Origin of the sequence: Bifidobacterium pluvialisilvae (assembly GCF_019331695.1) — a bacterium.
GTDB lineage: Bacteria > Actinomycetota > Actinomycetes > Actinomycetales > Bifidobacteriaceae > Galliscardovia > Galliscardovia pluvialisilvae.
The window spans coordinates 105,524-125,837 of sequence record NZ_JAHBBI010000009.1; the positions used below are offsets into that span (position 1 = coordinate 105,524).

Below are 20,314 nucleotides of genomic sequence, written 5' to 3' on the forward strand. Positions count from 1 at the left end.
GACCGTGAAGCCGGATGATTCGAAGGCGGAGGATACTCCGCAGTCCGAATCGTCGAGGAAGTCGACGTCGCGCAAGCCGGCCGCCAAGAAGTCGACCGCGCGAAAGACCGCTGCGAAGAAGACGTCGACCAAGGCCGACTGATTATTACGACTGTTGCGACGGTGATGGCCGTCGACATCGTGTACGTTGACCGGGCGATACGTTCCTGCGTATCGCCCGGTCTTTTTTTTTATTTGATAAACGTCCGTATAACCGTTGTCATACCAGTGGCAGCAGGTCGGAGAGGTCGTCGCGCTCGCCCACCGCGCTGATGTGGCCGGCGTCCTTCTCCTCGTCCCATGTCGTCAGTCCGCAGGCGAGGCGGAGCCATACGTCCGGTTCCAGTTCGATGACGTCGGGCGGCGTGAGGTTATGCGGGTCCGATGCCGGGCCGTCGAGGATCTTGATCGCGCCCCATGGCGCCACGCGCACCTCGACGCCTTCGCCGGGCGCCTTGCGTTCCAGCAGCGCCAGCGAATAGCGCACGGCCATGGCCCATGTGCGCCGCGGCAGCGCGTCGACGCCGGCGTCGGCTCCCTGGTGCCGCCGCGCGTCGATATCGGAAAAGTACGTTTTTTTATCGTTCAAAACGCCCGAAGCTTCATGTTTCGCAGTTTCTTTCCATACGGTGAGAGAGCGCTCACCTTCCGCGATATCCTGCCGTTTGATAACTCCCATACCCAGTAATGTAACGCAGAATTCATGCTGATGGCATTCCGCCACATGGCCGAGGACGGATAATGAAAGAGGAGTTTCCTCGAGAAAGAGTATGATATGACTGAAATCACTGCTCCCAAGTCGCCGGTCACGACTGCCGAATTCACCGATGGCATTCGTGAACAGCTCAAGTACGGTCAGGGCGTGACCCCGGAACAGGCCACTCCCGCCGATGTATACGTCGCATCCTCCCTTGTTGTTCGTCATTATCTTCAGGATGCCTGGTTCAAGACCCAGCAGGACATGGTCAACGGCAACACCAAGGCCGTCGGCTACCTGAGCGCCGAGTTCCTCATCGGCAAGCAGCTGCGTAACGCGCTGCTCAACGCCGGTATGCTCGACCAGTTCGACGCCGCCGTCGAGGGCCTTGGATTCGATCCGCAGACCGTCGTCGATTCCGAATACGAGCCGGCCCTCGGCAACGGCGGCCTCGGCCGTCTCGCCGCCTGCTACGTCGACTCCCTCGCCTCCCTTGGCGTGCCCGCCTTCGGCTACGGCATCCAGTACCGTTACGGCATCTTCCGTCAGGAGTTCGACGAGCAGGGCCGCCAGATCGAGAAGCCCGAATACTGGCTCGCCAACGATGAGCCGTGGGGCCACGTCGACTACAACCGTTCGCAGAAGGTCTCCTTCGGCGGCGACGTCATCGAGAAGAACGGCAAGAAGATCTGGAAGCCGGCCTGGTCCGTGCGCGCCGTCCCCGTCGACTACATGGTTCCGGGCTACGCCTCCGGCCGCGTGAACACGCTGCGCCTGTGGTCCGCCCGCTCCTACGACGAGTTCGACCTGCTGACCTTCAACAAGTCCGACTACCTCAACGCCGTCAAGCCCAAGGTCAAGGCCGAGGACATCTCCAAGATCCTCTACCCGGAGGATTCCACCCCGCAGGGCAAGCAGCTGCGCCTCGAGCAGCAGTACTTCTTCGTCGCCGCCTCCATCCAGGACGTCATCCGCGTGTTCTACCCCGGACAGGACAAGCCCGACCTGACCACCCTGCCGAACAAGATCACCTTCCAGCTCAACGACACCCACCCGGTCATCGGCATCCCCGAGCTCATGCGCGTCCTCATCGACGAATACGACTACGCCTGGGACACCGCCTGGGACATCACCACCAAGACCTTCAACTACACCTGCCACACCCTGCTTCCGGAAGCCCTGGAAGTGTGGCCGGCCTCCCTCATCGGCGAGCTGCTGCCGCGCCACCTCGAGATCATCAAGGAAATCAACCAGCACTTCCTCGACGAGCTCAAGACCAAGACCCGCGACAAGGAGAAGATCGACCGCATGCGCATCGTCACCGCGGGCGACAACCCGCAGGTGCGCATGGCCTACCTCGCCACCGCCGGCGGCTCCCACGTCAACGGCGTCGCCGAGCTGCACTCCCAGCTGCTCAAGGACGTCACGCTGCGTGACTTCTCCGACCTCTACCCGGACAAGTTCACCAACGTCACCAACGGCGTCACCCCGCGTCGCTTCATCCGCCTCGCCAACCCGCGCCTCTCGGCCCTCATCACCGAAGGCCTCGGCACCGACAAGTGGCTGTCCGACCTCGAACTCCTCAAGGGCCTCGAGCCGCTCGCCAAGGACGACGAATTCGTCAAGAAGTTCGCCGCCGTCAAGCAGGCCAACAAGGAGGACTTCGCCGCCTACGCCAAGCGCCAGTACGGCTTCGACCTTGATCCGAACACCATGTTCAACTCCATGATCAAGCGCCTCCACGAGTACAAGCGCCAGGCCCTGAAGATCCTCGCCCTCATCGCCCGGTACGCCGACATCAAGTCCGGCAAGGTCTCCGTGGACGACGTGCTCCCCCGCACCGTCATCTTCGGCGCCAAGTCCGCCCCCGGCTACTACCTCGCCAAGCTCACCATCCAGCTCATCAACAACGTCGCCCGCGTCGTCAACAACGACCCCGACATCAAGGGCAAGCTCCAGGTCTACTTCCCCTGGAACTACAACGTCCGCCTGGCCCAGCACCTCATCCCCGCCACCGACCTCGACGAGCAGATCTCCCAGGCCGGCAAGGAGGCCTCCGGCACCGGCAACATGAAGTTCGCCCTCAACGGCGCCCTCACCGTCGGCACCCTCGACGGTGCCAACGTCGAGATCCGTGAGCGCGTCGGCGCCGACAACTTCTTCCTCTTCGGCATGACCGTCGACGAGGTCGAAGCCCTCTACGAGAAGGGCTACATGCCCGCCGAGTACTACGAGCGCGACCCCCGCCTCAAGGCCGCCATCGACATGGTCTCCGACGGCACCTTCTCCAACGGCGACCGCAACACCTACGCGCCGCTCGTCGCCGACTGGCTCACCAAGGACTGGTTCATGACCCTGGCCGACTTCACCGCCTACTCCAAGATCCAGCGCGACATCGAAGACCTCTACCGCGACCCGCTCGAGTGGAACCGCAAGGCCCTGCTCAACGTCGCCAACTCCGGCTACTTCAGCTCCGACCGGTCGATTCAGGATTATCTGGACCGCATCTGGCACACCGGCCCGCTCGCCTGATGATGGAGTGTCCTCGTCGTTGCAGGGGATTCGACGTACTTTTGTACGCCTTCATCCCCTGCGCCTAGAGGACACACACATCATCAGACTTGCTCCGCTCTGAGGCATTGTTTGGCTCCGTCCGCTTCGGCGGGCGGGGCTTTTTCATATCACGTCCCAGCCCATGCGCTGCCATACGTCGGGCGGATACACAACAAAACCGCCGTTGACGGGCTCAAACCCATCAACGGCGGTTATTCAGCGTATGGCGTATCGAAGCGGTAATCAGGCGACGGCCGGCTCGGCGTCACCGGCGTCAGAAGCTTCGGCCCCCTCATCGTCGCCCTCGTCCGTGGCGTTCTTCTTGGCGATGCCGAGATCGACCGGAGACGAGCTGTTCTCCCACGGTTCCTCCCACGGGTCATACTCCGGATTCTGCTGCTTGTAGACGTACAGCGCGGCGAGACCGGCAAGCAACGCACCAAACAGAAGCGCGAAGAACTTCCACCCGCTTGACGACCTGTTCTCCATGATGGCTCCTTTCCCAAAGGTTGTACAGCCTGCCCATTCAGACCGTTCTTACCCATTCTATGCCGACGTTGTGGCGATGCTGTGTTTTCCCAACACGTGTTCGCTATACCGCAATTACCGCATGTGCAATACAGTGGGACTCATGAGTCAATTCCGTTTGTTCCCGAATTCCCCCAGGGCACGCAGTCTGTTCAACAAGGACGCCGTCCGCCGCGAATGGCGTAGTGGCGGGCCGGTCATCACCCAGGCCATCATCATGATCTGCGTGGTGATGTGGGCCGTGGAGATCGTCGCGCGATTCCTCTCCCCCGCGCTGCTCAACGCCCTGCTCAGCCTCGGCATGCTCACACCGGCCGTCGTGCCGCACTATCCGTGGACGCTCATCACATCGATGTTCCTTCATGAGCCCGGAATATTCCATATCCTGTTCAATATGCTCACGTTGTGGGCGGTAGGGCCGGTGATCGAACACCTGCTGGGCCATTGGCGCTTCCTGGGCATGTACCTGCTGTCCGGGCTCGGCGGCGATCTGGCCCTGCTGCTGTGGGCACGATTCTACCCCGGCGGCTCCGGCTGGCTGGTCTCCGTCTATGGCGCCTCGGGCGCATTGTTCGGTCTCTTCGCCGCCGTATTGGTCACCTATAGACGTCAGGGCATCGATATCACGTCGATGCTCGTGTGGATGGCCATCAACTTCGCCACACCGTTCGTCATCCAGGGCATCGCATGGCAGGCCCACGTTGGCGGCTTCATCATCGGCGGCGTCTATGCGTTGCTGCTGACGTCGCGTATCCCCATTACGCGGGGCAAAAGCCTCACCATACGTTCGCTGGTCTATGGCATTCCGCTGCTGGTCGTCATCGTCGCCGCCGGCGCGTGGTGCCTGATTCCCGTGATGTAGGACGTTCCCGTGATGTAGGACGTTCCCGTGATGTAGGACGTTCCCGTGATGTAGGACGTTCCCGTGATGTAGGACGGCTCTTCGCCATACTGAGTAAACGTCCCTCTTATGTCATCCTGAGCGAACGGACTTATGTCATCCTGAGCGAACGGAGTGAGTCGAAGGATCTTGGCGCCGATCGTGGCAAGATCCTTCGACTCCGGGCTTCGCCCTTCGCTCAGGATGACACAACGAGGAGGGTCTGCGGCCTCCGCTCAGGATGACACAACGGGGAGGGCCTGACGAGGGGCGGACTGACCGTCCCCAGTCAGGCTTCGCCTGACAGCTCCCTCCAGCGGGAGCGGGGGCAGGATGACGATCAGTGCCACCACATGGTCATGAGGAAGCCGATGAGCATGATGGCGAAGCCGATGGCCAGATTCCAGTTGTTGATGCCGGGAATCGGATACTTGCCGGTCATGTAGAAGACCACGACCCATACCAGGCCGATGATGAGCAGCGCGCAGAACACCGGGACGAACCACGACGGATTCGACTTCGTGCCCTTGATGGACTCCTCCACGCGCTTCGTGCTCTCCTGCTGGCGGGCGAACATCTTGCGCATCTGCGGCGTCATGGCGTTCTCATCGGCGGACTTGCTCAGCACGGCCTCGACCTTGTCCATCGAAATGCCGTACGAATCGTCGGCGTCGTCGTTCCCGTCGTCCGAGTCGTCTTTGCCGTTTTCGTCGTCTTTGCCGTTCTTATCGGCCTTGCCGTCCTCGTCGGCTGCATCAGCCTTATCGTCGGTGTCAGTGGCCTCGGCCTTGTCAGAGGCCTCGTTCTTGGCGGCGTCATCCTCCGTGGCGTCGGCATCCGTCATATCGGCAGCCGTGTCGGCGGTCGTCTCGGTGACCGCGTCTTCGGTCGTGGTGGTCTCGTCGAGCTTCTGCTCGTCCTGTTCAGCCATAAGAGGATACTCCTTTATCGTAAAAGCTACTAGTCATAGTAATGACTAGAGTGGAAACCGTCGAACAGACAGATTCAATAGTAAGGCAAGTATGGGAAAGCATGGTGGCAGGCACGTTGCGCGCAAGTCGTTCGCGGGCGCGGTCGCCGTGGCCGTCGTGCTGGCGCTGGCCGGATATCTGCTCACCGTCAACGTGCGCGTGAACCGTTCCGTCACCGTCAACTCCGATACGTCGCAGCTGCTTAACGAACGGTCAAAACGTGTGACCGAGCTGCAGAGCGAGGTCGATGACCTCAGCAGCCAGATCGACGCCCTGAAAACCCTGACCACGGATTCCAGCACGGCAAAGCCCAAGGGCGAGGACACCGGCTCGGGTACGAAACTGCCCGCCGTCACCGGCCCGGGCGTCACCGTCACCCTGGATGATTCCCCACTCTGGGAGACCAAGGTCGGCGATACCGGATCGTCGGCCGACATCAACGATTACGTCGTCCATCAGCAGGACATCGAAGGCGTGGTCAACGCCCTGTGGGCGGGAGGCGCCGAATCGATGATGATCGAGGACCAGCGCGTGCGCTCCAACTCCGCCGTCCGTTGCGTGGGCAACGTCCTGCTGCTGCAAGGCAAACGCTACGCTCCCCCGTTCAGGATCGCAGCCATCGGACCGCAGGACGCCATGATCCGCGCCCTGAACGACTCCCCCTCGATACAGGTGTACAAGGAATACGTCACGTCCATCGGATTGGGATGGAAGCTGGAACGGTCCGACGATCTTCGATTCCCCGCGGCAACGTCGTCGCTACAGACACTGAAATACGCCAAGGTAAAGAAAAGCTAAGGAACTCATATGGCAAGACAAGCATCGTCGGCAGTGTCCTCACGACGCGCGAACAACCGCGGGGGCGGCTCATTCGCATCCTCCATCCTCGGCATCATCGGCGAGATACTGCTGACCATGGCCGCGGTACTGGCGTTGTATATCGCATGGCAGCTGTGGTGGACCGGCGTCGTGGCCGAACAGGCGCAGGCCGACCAGAGCAGCAACGCCTCCTGGGTGGCCCCGAAGCAGTCGGGTAACGGCTACGCCATCGCCAAGGCCCAGTCCGGGGAGCCGCCGGTCGAGCCGAAGAGCGCCAACACCGGCGACCTGATAGGGCAGATCTACATTCCGCGCTTCGGCTCCGCATGGCATCGCAACGTCGTGCAGGGAACCGACGCCTATGAGCTTTCCCGCCACGGACTCGGCCACTATGAGGAGTTGCAGATGCCGGGCGAGCTCGGCAACGTCGCCATCGCCGGCCACCGTTCCGGCTACGGCGAGCCGCTCGCCCACGTGGACGAATTCCAGAAGGGCGACAAGATCATCCTGCGTACGAAGGACTACTGGTACGTCTACTCGTACACGAACTACACCATCGTGACGCCCGAGCACACCGAGGTCGTGGCCGCCGTGCCCGGCAAGCCCGGTGAGACCCCCAAGGACCGCTACGTCACGCTCACCACCTGCGAGCCGCGATACACCACGGCCACGCATCGTTGGATCTCCTACGGCAAGTTCGACTATTGGGCCAAGGTGTCCGACGGCATCCCGCAGGAGCTGGCCGGCGACATGTCGTCAGGCAAGGTCGAATTCGTGCAGAACCAGGCCTCGCCCCTGGCCCGTCTGTCCTCCGTCATGGCCAAGGTCATCATCGGCCTCGCCCTCGCCTACGTCGTCGTCTATCTGGCCTCGCTGATCGCATGGCGGTATCCGGCCCTGCGCCAGCTGCGGACCGGCCATCGTCCCGCCCCCGGCGCCAGCATCTACGGTTGGATCTACCGTCACCAGCCCGGACCCGCGCTCATTCGATGGCTGCTGCTGCTCATCGTGGCGCTCGCCATCGTCGGATGCCTGTTCCAGTGGGGCTTCCCGTGGGCGGCGTCCAATATCCCGTATCTGCAGGTCACGTCCAACTTTGTTGCCGTAGAGTAGCCGTAGAGTGGTTCCGACGTCCGAGTGACGTCTGATTGTTCAGGAGACATCATGACAGATTCAGCATCTTCCCCGATGGACGTGCCGGAGGATTCCGCGCGCGTCCTCGTCATCGACAACTATGATTCGTTCGTCTACACGATCGTCGGCTATGTGCAGACGCTCGGCGCGACGGTGACGGTCGTGCGCAACGACGCCATCGATCCCGCGAAGCCGGGCCTGCTTGACGATTTCGACGGCGTGCTGATCTCCCCCGGTCCCGGTGCGCCCGCCGACTCCGGCGTGAGCGAGGACATGATCCGTCTGTGCGCCAGGGAGCACAAGCCCATGTTCGGCGTGTGCCTCGGCATGCAGGCGCTTGGTGAGGTGTATGGATGCACGGTCAGCCACGCACCCACCATCATGCACGGCAAGACCAGCCTCATCGAGCATGTCGACGATGAGATCTTCGCCGGGGTGCCGAATCCGATGACGGCCACGCGATACCATTCGCTGGCCGTGGAGCCCGATAGCGTGCCCGATACGCTTGAGGTGACCGCTTGGACGAAGGATGACCATATCGTGCAGGGCCTCCGCGTGAAAGGGATGCCGATGTATGCGGTGCAGTTCCATCCCGAATCGGTGATGACCGAGGGCGGGTATCGTCTGCTCGCCAACTGGCTCGCCGTCTGTGGACAGAAGTCCGCGGTGGCGCGTTCCGCCGGCCTGCATCCCAAGGTCGCCGCCGCCTAGGCGCATATGGTTGGCACACTGGATTTGGCTCCGTGCCACGTCCGGATATGGTTGTGCCCCGGTCCTTCATCGGTAAGGACCGGGGCACAACCATATCCCGGTGATTTGTGCGTCGGGAACCGCCGCTACTCCTTGCTGTCGCCGCCGGTGGATCCGGTTGCGGAGTCGGTGGGCGACGTACTGCTTGTGCTGCTGTTCGTCGGGCTGGGGCTCGGACTGCTGGGGGCCTTGGTGGTCACGGTGATCGTGCTGCCCTTGTCGACCTGCTGGCCGGCGCCGGGGTTGATTCCCGTGACCAGTGCGTCATCGGAGCTGTTGCCGCTGACCGAGACCTTGAAGCCCGCCGACTCCAGCTGCTGCCGGATGGACGATAGCGTGGACGATCCGCTGGTGTCGACGGACGGGACCGTGACCTTCTCCTTGCCCTGCGACACATAGAGGGTGACCGACGACCCCTGTTCCACCTTGGTGCCGGAACCGGGATCCACGCGCATGACCGCGCCGGCGGCCATGGTGTCGGAGTATGCGGAGCGGATTGTGGCGGTGAGGCCGGACTGCTGCAGCTTGGCGGTGGCCTGGTCCTCGGAGATGCCGGTGAGGCCGTCGGGGACGGTGGTCATGCCGGACGAGATGTAGATCACGATGCTCGCGCCCTTGCTCTGCGTGGTGCCCGCGGCCGGGTCGGTGCGGGTGACCATGTCCTTGTCCACGTCGCTGCTCTCCTCCACGGAGGCGGAGCCGTTCACCTTGAACCCGAGCTTCTCCAGTTCGGCCTTGGCCTCCTCCTGGGTCTCGCCCTTCACGTCAGGTACCTTCACCTGCTTGGGGCCGGTGGAGAACCATACCGTGACCGTGGAACCCTTCTCTGCCTGGGTGCCGCCGGCCGGGCTCTGCTTGGTGAAGGTGCCCTTCTCCTTGTCGGAGTTGTTGTCCTGCTTCTCCACATAGGTGAAGCCGGCCTCCTCGATCTTCTCCTTGGCGAGGGCGCTCGACATCTGTTCGGTGATCGTGGGCACGGTGGCCGTCTGCGTGGCGCCGCCGTGCAGGAGGAACCACAGGCCGAGGCCGATGGCCACGACCGCCAGCACGGCCACGATCGCGGCGATCTGCTTCTTCTTTTTCGCCTTCGCCGCGGCGGCCGCCCGGCGTCCGCCGCGCGTGGCCGCGTCCGTGGCCGTGCCGGTGCCGGTCATTGTGCCGGTCACGGGGTTGAACGCCTCGGTCTTGGTGCCGGTCCCCGGCTCGTAGGCCGCCGGCTGGGCGGTGGGGCCGACGGCCGGCTTCATGGCCTGCGTCTTGGCGTTGCTCAGGTCGGTCAGCGGGTTGAAGGCCGCTGCGGCGGGGGTGCCGCCGTTCATCAGGGCGATGACGTCGTTGCGGAACTCCGTGGCCGTGGTGTATCGGTTCTGACGGTCCTTGGCCATGGCCTTGGCGCAGATCGAATCCCACATCTTCGGCAGGCCGGGCACGATGGCGCTCGGCGGCGTGGCCACTTCGGAGACATGCTGGTAGGCGATGGCCACGGCGGAGTCGCCGGTGAACGGCGGCCGCCCGGTCAGCATCTCGTAGAGCACGCATCCGGCGGAATACAGGTCGGAACGCATGTCGACGTTCTCGCCGCGCGCCTGCTCGGGGGAAAGATACTGCGCGGTGCCCACCACACCTTGCGACTGGGTCATCGTGGCCGAGGAGTCGTCCAGTGCGCGGGCGATGCCGAAGTCCATGACCTTGACCACGCCCTGGTCGCTGATCATGATGTTGCCGGGCTTGATGTCGCGGTGGATGATGCCCATGCGATGCGAGTATTCGAGCGCGCTGAGCACGCCGATCATCACCTGTTCGGCGTCGCGCTGGCTCAGGGCGCCGTTCGCCTTGAGGATGTCGCGCAGCGTCTGGCCCTTGACGAACTCCATGATCAGGTACGGCACGTTGACGGAACGGCCGGCATCGTCCTTGATGGCCTCTTCGCCCGAGTCGTAGATCGACACGATGTTCGGATTGTTGAGCATGGCCACCGAATGCGCCTCGCGGCGGAACCGTGCCAGGAAGATCGCGTCGCTGGCCAGGTCGGCGCGCATGATCTTGATGGCGATGGTGCGTCCCAGACGGGTGTCCGTTCCGACATGGACCTCCGCCATGCCGCCATGGCCGATGAGTTCACCGACGGTGTACCGCCCGCCGGCCAATGATGCCGGTATGTACATACTCATCGTGACCCTTCCTTCCCTGCGTTCTCGTTATCATTCATGATTGTCTCGCCATCGTCGCCATTATCATCGGGGACGTTCACGGGCGGCGACGGAATCACGTCCTGCCTGACCGGCTGCGGTGCGGCTGCGGCCTTGGGATTCTGCCTGGCCACCCAGTCGGAGGCGGAGAACAGCAGCAGCGGCTGGTGCGGCTTGCTCATGACCCTGCGGGTCAGCGGCCCGCTGGTGGTCTCGATGAGGTTCTCCGGCGTCTCCGTCTCCTGGTCGAGCAGGCGGCGTTCGATCTTCGCCAATGTCCGGGAGACCACGAGCGCGTTGGCGGGGCGGTCCTTCGGGTCCTTGGCGAGCATGGTCATCACGAATTCGCGCAGCTGCCAGTCGATGGTCTCCGGCAGTGGCGGCACCGGGTCGTTCACGTGCGCGGCCGCGATGTCCACGGGCGTGGCGCCGGTGAACGGGCGGTGGCCGCACAGTCCCTCATAGGCCACGACCCCCAGCGAATAGATGTCCGATTGCGGCGTGGCCTGTTCGCCCTGCGCCTGCTCGGGCGAGATGTACTGCGCGGTGCCCACGACCATGCCGTCCTGTGTGATCTGTGCCTGGTTCGTGGAATACGAGACGCCGAAGTCGGTGATTTTCACCTCTCCCGTGTCGGAGACCATGATGTTAGCCGGCTTGACGTCGCGATGAATCACACCATGCGAATGCGCCACGTAGAGTCCCCGGGCCGTCTGGATGAGGATGGGCAGCAGCTCCGTGGGCTCCATGGCCCCGCGGCGCTTGTAGATCTCGGCCAGCGAGTCGCTGGGCACGTATTCCATGATGAGGAATCCGATGCCGTCATGCTCGTAGTATTCGAACAACGCGGCGATGTTCGGATGCGCCAGGTTCGCGGAGTTGTGCGCCTCGGCGCGCAGACGGCGGAGCTTGGCCTCCTCGTTGGAGAGGTCGGCGCGTAGCGCCTTGATGGCCACCGGGCGTTCCAGCTCGATGTCGTAGCCTTTCCACACCTCGCCCATGCCGCCCTGCGCAAGTCGCTGGTCCAGGCGGTAACGGCGATGGATCAGTTGCCCCTCGATGAGTCTCATTGCTTCAAAGCCTCCTGCATGACTTGCTGCATGATCGGTCCGGCGGCTTCGGAACCGAATGCGTTGACGTTGTGCACGACCACGGCCACCGCGATCTTCGGATCGTCGGCCGGAGCGAATCCGGTGATCCAGGAATCGTTGGAGCTGTTGTTGCCGATCTGCGCGGTGCCGGTCTTGGCGGCCACCTTGGCGTTGGCGAGCTGCAGTTGCGGGTCCTCCTTGGTGATGACCGCCTGCATCATGGTGTTGAGCTTATCGGCGGTGCTCTTGGAGAAGGCCTGCGAGAACGTGGAGGGGGAGTTTTCCGAAACGACGCTGAGGTCGCTGGCGCGGACGCGGTCCACGAGGGACGGCTGCATCATCTTGCCGTCGTTGGCCACGGCCGAGGCGATCATGGCGTTGAGCAGCGGGGTCTCCAGCGTGTCCCCCTGGCCGATGGAGGCCAGCGCGAGGCGGTCGTTGGTCGCGCCGTCGGGGAACTTCGAGGCGGTGGCCTTCATCGTCAGACCGGACGAACTGGTGCCGTCGACGGTGATGGAGCTGCCGAAGCCCATCTTCTTGGCCTGGTCGGCGATCTTCTCATTGCCGAGCTTGACGCCCAGCTGGGCGAAGGCGGTGTTCGACGAGTACGCGAAGGCGTCGAGCAGCTGCATGTTGCCGTTCGATCCGGCGGCCGCGCTGGACGTGTTCGTCAGCTGCGTCTGCGTGCCGGGCAGGGTGTACGAGCTGCCGGCGGGCACCGACGTGTTCGTGTCATAGCCGTTCTCGAGCGCCGTGGCGGCCACGACGATCTTGAACGTGGACCCGGGCGGATACAGCTCGCTCGTGGTGCGGTTCAGCATCGGGTTGCTCTTGTCGGCGATCAGGGCCTGATACGTCTTGTTGACATTGGCGCTGTTGTGGCTGGCCAGCCCGTTGGGATCGTAGCTGGGTGTGCTCACCATGGCCAGGATGCGGCCGGTCTTGGGCTCCATGGCCACGACGGCGCCCTGCTGGTTGCCCAGCAGCTGGTAGGCGAGTTTCTGCAGCTTCGGGTTGATGGACGTTTCGATGTTGGCGCCCTTGTTCTCCTCGCCGGTGAACAACGATTTGAACTTGCTGAGCCACAGCGAGCTGTTCTCGCCGCTGAGCAGGGTGTTGCGCGAGGCCTCGATGCCACGGTCGGCGCGCGTGGTGACGGAGAAGTATCCGGTCACGGGCGCGTACAGCGGTCCGTTGGAATAGGAGCGCTGGTAGGAGAAGGCGTCGTCGGATTTGTCGGACTTGGCGATGACGGTGCCGTCGCTGGCGAGAATCGCGCCGCGTGGCGCACCGTATTCGTGATACAGCGCACGGGTGTTGCGGGGGTCGGAGTTCAGCGAGTTCGCCTGTATGGTCATGAGCTTCGTTGTGGAGAGCCCGAGGATGGCGAACAATACGATGACCGCCGTGAAAAGCTGACGCAATGAGGTGTTCATCGGGTCCTCCTTTCGTTCGCGGTTGAGCTTGACGTCGTGCGTGGCTGTGTGCGGGACGTCACCGGCCAGTCGGCGGTCGGATTGTTGGACAGTGTGTCGCCGTCCTGCGCCGCCCATTCATCCTGCTGCCGACGTTGCCGGATGGCGTGGGCGCCATGACGGCCGCCGGGCGTATGCCGTCCGGGGGTGATGACCTCGGTGGCCTCCTGATTGGCGGCCTCGGCCTCCTTCAGGGCCTGCTGCGCGTAGGGCATGTCCTGGGGGACGCCGGCCTGGGCACCTTGCTCCGCGCGTGCGGCGGCCTCGGCCTGCTTCTCCTTCTCTTTCTCGCGGATCGCCATGAGCGCCTCGTATTGGAAGGTGTCGCTGTCCACATCCTCTTCCGGCTTGTTGGCCGCGTTGGCGATGATGAGCAGCAGCGTGGCGAGGATGCAGTTGGCGATGAGGCTGGAGCCGCCGGCCGCGAGATACGGCAGGGTCAGGCCGGTGAGCGGGATGACGAGCGTGATGCCGCCGACCACCGTGAACACCTGGAACGCCATGGTGAACACGAGTCCGGAGGCCAGCAGCTTGCCGAAGCCGTCGGAGACCTTCATGGCCGTGACCATGCCGGCGCCGATGATGATGAGATACATCGTCAGGATGGCGAACAGGCCGGTCATGCCGAGTTCCTCGCCGAGCGACGAGTAGATGAAGTCGGAGTTGGCGAGCGGTGTGACGATGGGGTGCCCCTGGCCGAGGCCGGTGCCGGTCATACCGCCCGTGGCCAGGCCGAACACGCCCTGGACCAGCTGCATGGAGCCGCCGATGGCGTTGTATACGGCGTAGTCGAACGGGTGGAGCCATGCGTTCACACGGTTGCCCACATGGGTGAAGATCATGGATGCGAGCACGGCGCCGCCGGCGAAGAACACGCCGCCGATGACGATCCAGCTTTTCTGGCCGGTCGCCACGTACAGCATGGAGACGAACATGGCGAAGAACATGAGCGATGTGCCCAGGTCATGCTGCAGCACGAGCACGCCCATGCACACGGCCCACACCACGATGATCGGACCGAGATCCTTGAGTCGCGGCAGCCGTAGACCCAGCACCTTTCTGCCGCCAACGGCCAGCTGGTCGCGGTGGTCGAACAGATAGGCGGCGAAGAAGAACGCGAGAAACAGCTTGGCGAACTCCCCCGGCTGGAGCGAATGGCTGCCGAATCCGATCCAGATTCGTGCGCCCTGGATCTCCTTGCCGAGACCGGGGATCATGGGCGACAGCAGCAGCGCCAGCCCCGTGACCATGCTCACGTACGAGAACCGGCGCAGTACGCGGTAGTCCTTCAGGAAGATGACGAGCAGGATGCAGAGCACCAACGCCAGTGCCAGCCATGTCAGCTGGTTGAGCCCCGCCGTGGTGGCCCGGCCGCCGAACGTGTCGTTCTGGCTGTCGATGCGGGCGATCATGAGCACACCGGTGCCGCTGAGCAGCAGCACGCAGGGCAGAATCACCGGCGAGGTGTAGGGCTGGAACCTGACGAGCACGATCCAGAACACGAGGAACAGCACGCCGACGACGCCCAGACGCGTGGTGTATGCCGGGGGGAACGACCCCTGTACGCGCATGAACATCTGGAAGAAGCCAAGCACGACGATGATCGCTGCGAGCACGAGCAGCGAGGCCTGACGAAGACGACGGACGATCATTGTTGTTTCTTCTCCGGGCTTGATGACGGCGAAGGCGTCTGCTGCGGGGTCTTGGCCGTCTCGCTCTGCTTCGCGAGATTCTCGGCCTGCTGCCGAATCAGTTCCGCATGGTTGGAGGCCTCGTCGTAGGAATTCACGGAAATGCTGCCGTTGGCGAGCTGGTCGCGCCATGACTGGGGAAGGTCGGCGACCATGATGTCGGTGCGCGTGACCTCATGGGAGAGCTGCAGACCGAAGAAATCGGTGGGAACGCCCTGATAGATGGCCACCGCACCCTCGGATTCACCAAGATAGTACTGTTGCTGGGACCAGCGCCAGGCGCCGAATCCGACGCCGCCAAGCACCAGCAGCATGATGACGATGATGGAGATGACGACGTTGCGCGAACGGCTGTGGCGCCTGCGCTTCTGCTGCGCCTTCTCGCGCTGCTGGGCCTTGATGGTCTTCGCCACCTCGGGGTCGTGCGGATCCGCGGTCAGGCTGCCGTCGCGCTTCTGTACCACGGGAATCTCGCCGGTGTTCGGCATCGCGATGTCCCCTGTGTCGGTGCGTTGCGACGATGGCTGCGCCACGCGCGGCGCCTCTGGTTCGGTCTTCGCCACCGGTTCGCTCTGCGTGAGGGCCGCGGCACGCTGGGCCGGGCTGCCGGCGTCGGCCTTGAGCGCCGGGGCGGTCGCCACGGGCTCGTCGATGATGTCGGCGATGCTTTCCAGACTGCTGCTCACCGCTCCCCCGACCAGCGGAACGGGCGCATCCAGATCGGCGCCATCCCCGGCGAGCGGCAGCGTGGCATCCGCGATCACCGCGGTCACGTTGTCGGTGCTGCCGGCCTTCAGCGCCATGGCCACGAGCATCTGCGCGCATTCCTCGGGGTCGGCCACCTTCTCCAGCACCTCTTCGATGGTGGAGTCCTCCAGTACGCCGCACAGGCCGTCGGAGCACAGCAGCCAGCGGTCCCCGGGCAGTGCACGGCGGATGGAGATGTCCGGCCGCGGGTCGATGTCGAAGTCGCCGAGCACGCGCATCACGACGTTGCGCTGCGGATGGCTCTTCGCCTCCGGCTCGGTGATGCGTTTCGTGTCGATGAGATGCTGGACGTAGCTGTGGTCCTTCGTGGCGCGGATGATCTTCCCGTCACGAAGCAGGTATGCGCGGGAATCGCCGATATGCGCCAGAATCCAATGGTTCTGCACGAGGCTCAGCGCGGTCACGGTCGTGCCCATGCCGGAAAGACGACGCTCATGCTTGGCCTTGCCCACGATGGCGTCGTGTGCGGCGAGCACGGACGTCTCCATCATCGCGGCGATGATCTCCACATCGTCGGCCGCGTCCTCATGCTCGATGTGCGCCAGCGAACGGATGGCGATGGTCGAGGCGGTATCGCCGCCGGCATGACCTCCCATGCCGTCGCAGATGGCGGCGAAATGCCGGCCGGCGAACGAGGAATCCTGATTGTTGCTCCGCACGTATCCGACGTCGGACACCGTGGTGGAATACAACGTCAGCGTTGTCGCCGATTCGGAAGTGTTCATTGCGTTCATGCCGTCACCTCAACTCGAAGGTCGTCGCACCGATGCGCACAGGCACACGGGACGGCAATACGGCAGCTCCGGTGAGTGGCTTGTTATCGACGACGGTTCCGTTGGTGCTCCCCAGGTCCTCGATGGCCCACCGGCCGTTTGACGGGTCCTGGAACAGCCGCGCATGATGTGAGGAGACGAATTCATCGTCCAGCACCACGGAATTGCTGGCTGCACGACCAAGTGTGATTTGCTCATTGCCCAATGGGACCGTGGTGCCTGCCAGCGGTCCGTCGATGATCACCAGGATCGTCGGCTGCTCGGTGATCGGGCGGGGATTCGGCACCGGCGACGGTGCCGGCCGGGGAGCGGGCGATTGTGCGGCCTTACGCGCCTGCTGCTCCCTGCGACGGTGTTTTTTCGATGTTTTCGGACTGAATGAAGCGACGTCCTGATGCAGGGAACGTACGGCGAACCAGACGAAGACCCAGAGCAGCACCAGGAATCCGTATTTCAGAACAGTGAATGTCAGTTCAGTCATATTGGCTCGCGTTCATACAGTGACTACGGTCGTATTTTACTCCTGCGGAGCAGAAGAAGCCCAGAATAGGATACGAGTGCGACCGATGGTGATGGTGTTGCCGTCCAGCAGCGTGGCCGCGGGAACCTGATGACCCTCCACATATGTGCCGTTCGTGGAGCCGAGGTCGCGGGCGATGACGCCGTTGTCGGTGATGTCGATTTCCAGATGGCTGCGGGAGATGCCCGGATCGTCGATGACGATGTCGCAGTTGGATCCGCGGCCAATCACCGTCTTCGGGGCGGTGAGCAGGTACTGGCGTCCGTTGATTTCCAGAACCGGGCAGTCCTTGGTCTCATTCGTTGCCGTGACGGGTGCCGCGTTGCCCTGCACGGATTCGGAGGCGAGCTTGAAATCGCCGCGGCTCAGGTTGAGGTCCTCCTCGAAGATCACCACGACCGGTCCCACGAAGGCGTAATGCTGGCTTTCGGCGTATTTGGTCAGGTTGTCGGCCAGTTCGTTGGCCAACGTCTCGGAACCCCACTGCTCGATGCGGTCGAAGTCGGGGGTGGAAAGCTTGAAGCGGTATTCGTTCGGGGCGACGGTGCGGTCTCGTCCGACCGCCATGGCTTCCTTGTCGATCTCGCGCTCAAGGGCGCTGGAAAGGTCTACTGGCTGCAGGTCTTTGGAACCGAATTTGCTGAACACGCCGTTGACGGCACCTTCGACACTCTTCTCAAATCGGTCGAGAACGCTCATGAACATCCCTTTCTCGCAATGTCTCCATGGTACGCAGAGGCTCCCATCGCGCCACAACGCGAGGTGGATTCATTGCAAAGTCTTCAATCCGGCTTTCCTGATTTTCAACCATCGTAATGCCGTTTTTGCGCCATCAGTGGGTGAATTCACCAATAACACACCGTTTTTTCCACATATGCGTGGCAATCCGTGGCATTCCTCCCCCGCCTCGTCCCCGGCGGAGCCATTCGGTCGCCACTTGTCATCCCCGGCGGAGCCGTTCTGTCGCCATTCGTCATCCCGGGTGGAGCCGTTCGGTCGCCATTCGTCATCCCCGGCGGAGCCATTCGGCCTCTATTTTGTCATCCTGAGCGGAGGGCGGAGCCCGGAGTCGAAGGATCTCGCGTTGCAGGCGATTCCAAGATCCTTCGGCTCCGCCGCAAGCGGCTCCGCTCAGGATGACAAGGCGGATGCGCTTCACTCTCCGCTCAGGATGACAAGGCGGATGCGCTTCACTCTCCACTCAGGATGACAAGACGGTGCACCTCATCCCGTCTGGGATGGGCTTTGCCCCCTATGCCGCCGCTTGCCTCACCCGCCGCAGCTCCTCGTGCTTCAGGGCGATCGTGGCGTTCGACGAGACGATTCCCGCTCCGGTCAGCTCCTCCCAGCTCACCCACGCGCTTTCCACGTGCTCGTCCTTGTCGAAGTGCCGCTCTCCCATATGCCATTGCCGAAGATGCAGCACCATGATGTTGGCGAGCTCGTCGGTCATGCCTTCCGACGAATAGCATTGCGCCACGTCGTCGATGTCGATGAGGTCGGGGACCACGCCGGTCTCCTCGCGCAGCTCGCGCAATGCGGCCTCGTGGGGTTCCTCGCCTTCGTCGATAAGACCGGCCGGCACCCCGAATGCGTAGATGTTCGGCCCGACGCGGTATTCGCGTTCCAGCAGATACCGGTCGTTCGCGCAGTCGTGCACCAGCATGACGACGCATGGCGCGTGCCGCATGATCTGCCGCCGTATGCGCACCGCTCCCCCGTCATGCCTCGTCAGGCGGATCACACGGTCCTCCACGTGGAAGATCGCTCCCGTGTATACGGTCTCGCTGCTTTCCGTCACCGGCGCAATGGCCATGTCGATGTCTTCGCTGGCGTCCAGGCGCGCCGCGACGTCATTGCTCGTAGTGCTCATTTCGTCTCCGTAACCTCGTATGTCGTCTGTACGTCGTTTCGTATCGTCACGCGTCGTTTCGTGCCGTCGTCCGGCCCGTAATCCGATTATTCGCGGTTCTCACCGCATGCGACCGTTCTCATACGCCTGTTCGCGGTGAAGACTGCGAACAAAGGATATTCGCGGTGAAAATCGCGAACAACGGGCAGCAGACAATGGACGATGCCGTGTATTTGACGACGCCGTGCATTCATCCCTCGGCGATGGTCTCCTCGACCAGCTTGGGCAGGGCCACGGCGATGTCGTCGTGGATCAGTCGCGTGGCGATGCGGTCGTATTGCGTCCGTCCCATGTTCATGATGGTCAGGGGCACGCCGGCCTGCACGGCCGCCGGGGCGAGCGACGCCGCCGGGAACACCTCCAGCGTCGATCCGATGACCCAGAATTCGTCGGCCTCGCGCACCTTGCGCAGCGACTTCTCCATGGCGCCGTCGGGCAATGCCTCGCCGAAATACACGACGTCGGTCTTGATGATGCCGTTGCAGGGCATGTTCCCGTTGTAGGGCAGCCTGCGGTGGCAGCGCGGATCCGGTTCCTCGTCCAGACGGTCCATGATGTCGGCCGTATCGTATTTCGCATGGCATTTCATGCAATGCGACGTGCCGATGGTGCCGTGGAGATTGACGATGACGTCTGGTGAGTTGCCGGCCTTCTCGTGCAGGGCGTCGAAGTTCTGCGTGGCCAGCAGCGTGAGCATGCCGGCCTTCTCCAACGTGACCAGGGCCTTGTGCGCCGTGCCGGGCTGCGCGCCCCATACCGGCGACTCCTTCTGCCAACGCCACGAGTATTCGCGGTCTTCTTTGCTGGTGATGAAGGCGTCGATGTCGTAGACGTTCATCTGCTCGGGATGCTTGGTCCATACACCGTCCGGCCCGCGGAAGTCGGGGATGCCCGCGCTGGTCGAGATGCCCGCGCCGGTCAGTACTGCGATCTTTTTGCTCATATATGCAGTATTACACCGCGCATATGTAGAGACACGGGGAGATGCCTAGGGGTTTGCGGACCGTTCATCTCCGGGTTTGTGGGTCTATGACATACACGGACATATACGAGGACTATGAAAGCGTCGTCCTTATGAACGCATTGACCAACTGTACTGACCAACTTTTCGGTTTCGTGCCCCGATCATTCGCCGTTGTGTTGTACTGAAGTTCCCGATTTTGTGGTTTCGCGGTCATGTTTCGGTAACGTTCGGGTTTTTATGCTGGTCTCAGACGCGGGAAGTCCCGATGTTGGGGCTCGTTTTGCCTTTTTGCGACACGCCGGTGGATGCTTGTGTTTTCAGTGGTTTTGGGGTTGTTGGTTGTGGCCGGGGTTGCGTGGTGGTGTGGGTTGGTGTAGGTTATTCACTCGTTGCCCGGCACGGCGGACGCCGCTTCCTGAAGCGGTGTTGTTTGCTGGTGTGGTGGTGGTTTGAGAACTCAAGAGCGTGTTTTGTACTACTGAATTGTTTTTGATTGCCAGTTGATGGCTGGTTTGCCGCCTTGTTTTTGGGGTGGTTGGCTGGTCGTCTGTTTTTGATTG

18 protein-coding genes are annotated in these 20,314 nt (G+C 62.8%); 5 read left to right on the plus strand and 13 right to left on the minus strand.

Going from position 1 to position 20,314, the window contains the following annotated elements; genetic code table 11:
* Nucleotides 1–259: 259 nt before the first annotated feature.
* Nucleotides 260–718: a sterol carrier family protein gene (locus tag KIH77_RS08205; protein ID WP_219100837.1), complete on the minus strand. Its 459-nt coding sequence runs from the start codon at nucleotides 716–718 to the stop codon at nucleotides 260–262.
* Between the two features lie 96 nt (nucleotides 719–814).
* On the opposite strand from KIH77_RS08205, the gene KIH77_RS08210 reads away from it, so the two are divergent.
* Nucleotides 815–3,268 (plus strand): glycogen/starch/alpha-glucan phosphorylase, encoded by a 2,454-nt coding sequence (locus tag KIH77_RS08210; RefSeq protein WP_219100839.1) that lies wholly within the window; start codon nucleotides 815–817, stop codon nucleotides 3,266–3,268.
* A gap of 264 nt (nucleotides 3,269–3,532) precedes the next feature.
* Here KIH77_RS08210 and KIH77_RS08215 read toward each other — a convergent pair whose 3' ends face one another.
* On the minus strand, nucleotides 3,533–3,778 hold the full coding sequence (locus tag KIH77_RS08215; protein ID WP_219100841.1) for a hypothetical protein: 246 nt from the start codon (nucleotides 3,776–3,778) through the stop codon (nucleotides 3,533–3,535).
* A gap of 142 nt (nucleotides 3,779–3,920) precedes the next feature.
* Here KIH77_RS08215 and KIH77_RS08220 point away from each other — a divergent pair, with 142 nt between their 5' ends.
* Nucleotides 3,921–4,679, plus strand: coding sequence for a rhomboid family intramembrane serine protease (locus KIH77_RS08220; RefSeq protein ID WP_219100844.1), 759 nt, complete (start codon nucleotides 3,921–3,923; stop codon nucleotides 4,677–4,679).
* Nucleotides 4,680–5,037: 358 nt separating this feature from the next.
* Here the strand turns inward: KIH77_RS08220 and crgA are convergent, their stop codons facing one another.
* Nucleotides 5,038–5,628, minus strand: coding sequence for a cell division protein CrgA (gene crgA / locus KIH77_RS08225; protein ID WP_372445384.1), 591 nt, complete (start codon nucleotides 5,626–5,628; stop codon nucleotides 5,038–5,040).
* Nucleotides 5,629–5,719: 91 nt separating this feature from the next.
* Between crgA and KIH77_RS08230 the strand changes: the two genes are divergently transcribed.
* Genes KIH77_RS08230 through KIH77_RS08240 form a run of 3 tightly spaced genes read left to right on the plus strand, consistent with a single transcriptional unit; the run spans nucleotide 5,720 to nucleotide 8,332 of the window.
* Nucleotides 5,720–6,466 carry a DUF881 domain-containing protein gene (locus tag KIH77_RS08230; RefSeq protein WP_219100846.1) on the plus strand — a complete coding sequence of 249 codons (747 nt, stop codon included), beginning with the start codon at nucleotides 5,720–5,722 and terminating at the stop codon, nucleotides 6,464–6,466.
* 9 nt (nucleotides 6,467–6,475) lie between these two features.
* Nucleotides 6,476–7,600 (plus strand): class E sortase, encoded by a 1,125-nt coding sequence (locus KIH77_RS08235; RefSeq protein WP_219100848.1) that lies wholly within the window; start codon nucleotides 6,476–6,478, stop codon nucleotides 7,598–7,600.
* A gap of 51 nt (nucleotides 7,601–7,651) precedes the next feature.
* A complete protein-coding gene (locus KIH77_RS08240; RefSeq protein ID WP_372445385.1) occupies nucleotides 7,652–8,332 on the plus strand; it encodes an anthranilate synthase component II in 681 nt (226 codons plus the stop codon).
* Between the two features lie 125 nt (nucleotides 8,333–8,457).
* On the opposite strand, the gene pknB is transcribed toward KIH77_RS08240, so the two are convergent.
* The 10 genes from pknB to KIH77_RS08290 all read right to left on the minus strand — a co-directional run.
* Entirely contained in the window at nucleotides 8,458–10,542 is a 2,085-nt protein-coding gene (gene pknB / locus KIH77_RS08245) for a Stk1 family PASTA domain-containing Ser/Thr kinase (RefSeq protein WP_219100850.1), read from the minus strand.
* Complete coding sequence (locus tag KIH77_RS08250; RefSeq protein WP_219100852.1) at nucleotides 10,539–11,630, minus strand: serine/threonine-protein kinase; 1,092 nt, start codon at nucleotides 11,628–11,630, stop codon at nucleotides 10,539–10,541. The genes pknB and KIH77_RS08250 overlap by 4 nt, the downstream gene beginning before the upstream one ends.
* Entirely contained in the window at nucleotides 11,627–13,087 is a 1,461-nt protein-coding gene (locus tag KIH77_RS08255; RefSeq protein WP_219100854.1) for a peptidoglycan D,D-transpeptidase FtsI family protein, read from the minus strand. Before KIH77_RS08255 ends, KIH77_RS08250 begins: the two co-directional genes overlap by 4 nt.
* On the minus strand, nucleotides 13,084–14,778 hold the full coding sequence (locus KIH77_RS08260) for an FtsW/RodA/SpoVE family cell cycle protein (protein WP_219100856.1): 1,695 nt from the start codon (nucleotides 14,776–14,778) through the stop codon (nucleotides 13,084–13,086). Before KIH77_RS08260 ends, KIH77_RS08255 begins: the two co-directional genes overlap by 4 nt.
* Complete coding sequence (locus KIH77_RS08265) at nucleotides 14,775–16,310, minus strand: protein phosphatase 2C domain-containing protein (protein ID WP_219100894.1); 1,536 nt, start codon at nucleotides 16,308–16,310, stop codon at nucleotides 14,775–14,777. Before KIH77_RS08265 ends, KIH77_RS08260 begins: the two co-directional genes overlap by 4 nt.
* A 13-nt stretch (nucleotides 16,311–16,323) precedes the next feature.
* On the minus strand, nucleotides 16,324–16,839 hold the full coding sequence (locus KIH77_RS08270; protein ID WP_219100858.1) for an FHA domain-containing protein FhaB/FipA: 516 nt from the start codon (nucleotides 16,837–16,839) through the stop codon (nucleotides 16,324–16,326).
* 36 nt (nucleotides 16,840–16,875) lie between these two features.
* Nucleotides 16,876–17,577, minus strand: a complete 702-nt coding sequence (locus tag KIH77_RS08275; protein WP_219100860.1) for an FHA domain-containing protein — start codon at nucleotides 17,575–17,577, stop codon at nucleotides 16,876–16,878.
* A 553-nt stretch (nucleotides 17,578–18,130) separates the two neighbouring features.
* Nucleotides 18,131–18,751 carry an NUDIX hydrolase gene (locus KIH77_RS08280; RefSeq protein ID WP_219100862.1) on the minus strand — a complete coding sequence of 207 codons (621 nt, stop codon included), beginning with the start codon at nucleotides 18,749–18,751 and terminating at the stop codon, nucleotides 18,131–18,133.
* Nucleotides 18,752–18,980: 229 nt separating this feature from the next.
* Nucleotides 18,981–19,733, minus strand: coding sequence for a Sir2 family NAD-dependent protein deacetylase (locus KIH77_RS08285; protein WP_219100864.1), 753 nt, complete (start codon nucleotides 19,731–19,733; stop codon nucleotides 18,981–18,983).
* A gap of 338 nt (nucleotides 19,734–20,071) precedes the next feature.
* Nucleotides 20,072–20,314, minus strand: a 243-nt coding sequence (locus KIH77_RS08290; protein ID WP_219100866.1) for a hypothetical protein, incomplete at its 5' end; no start/stop codon positions are given.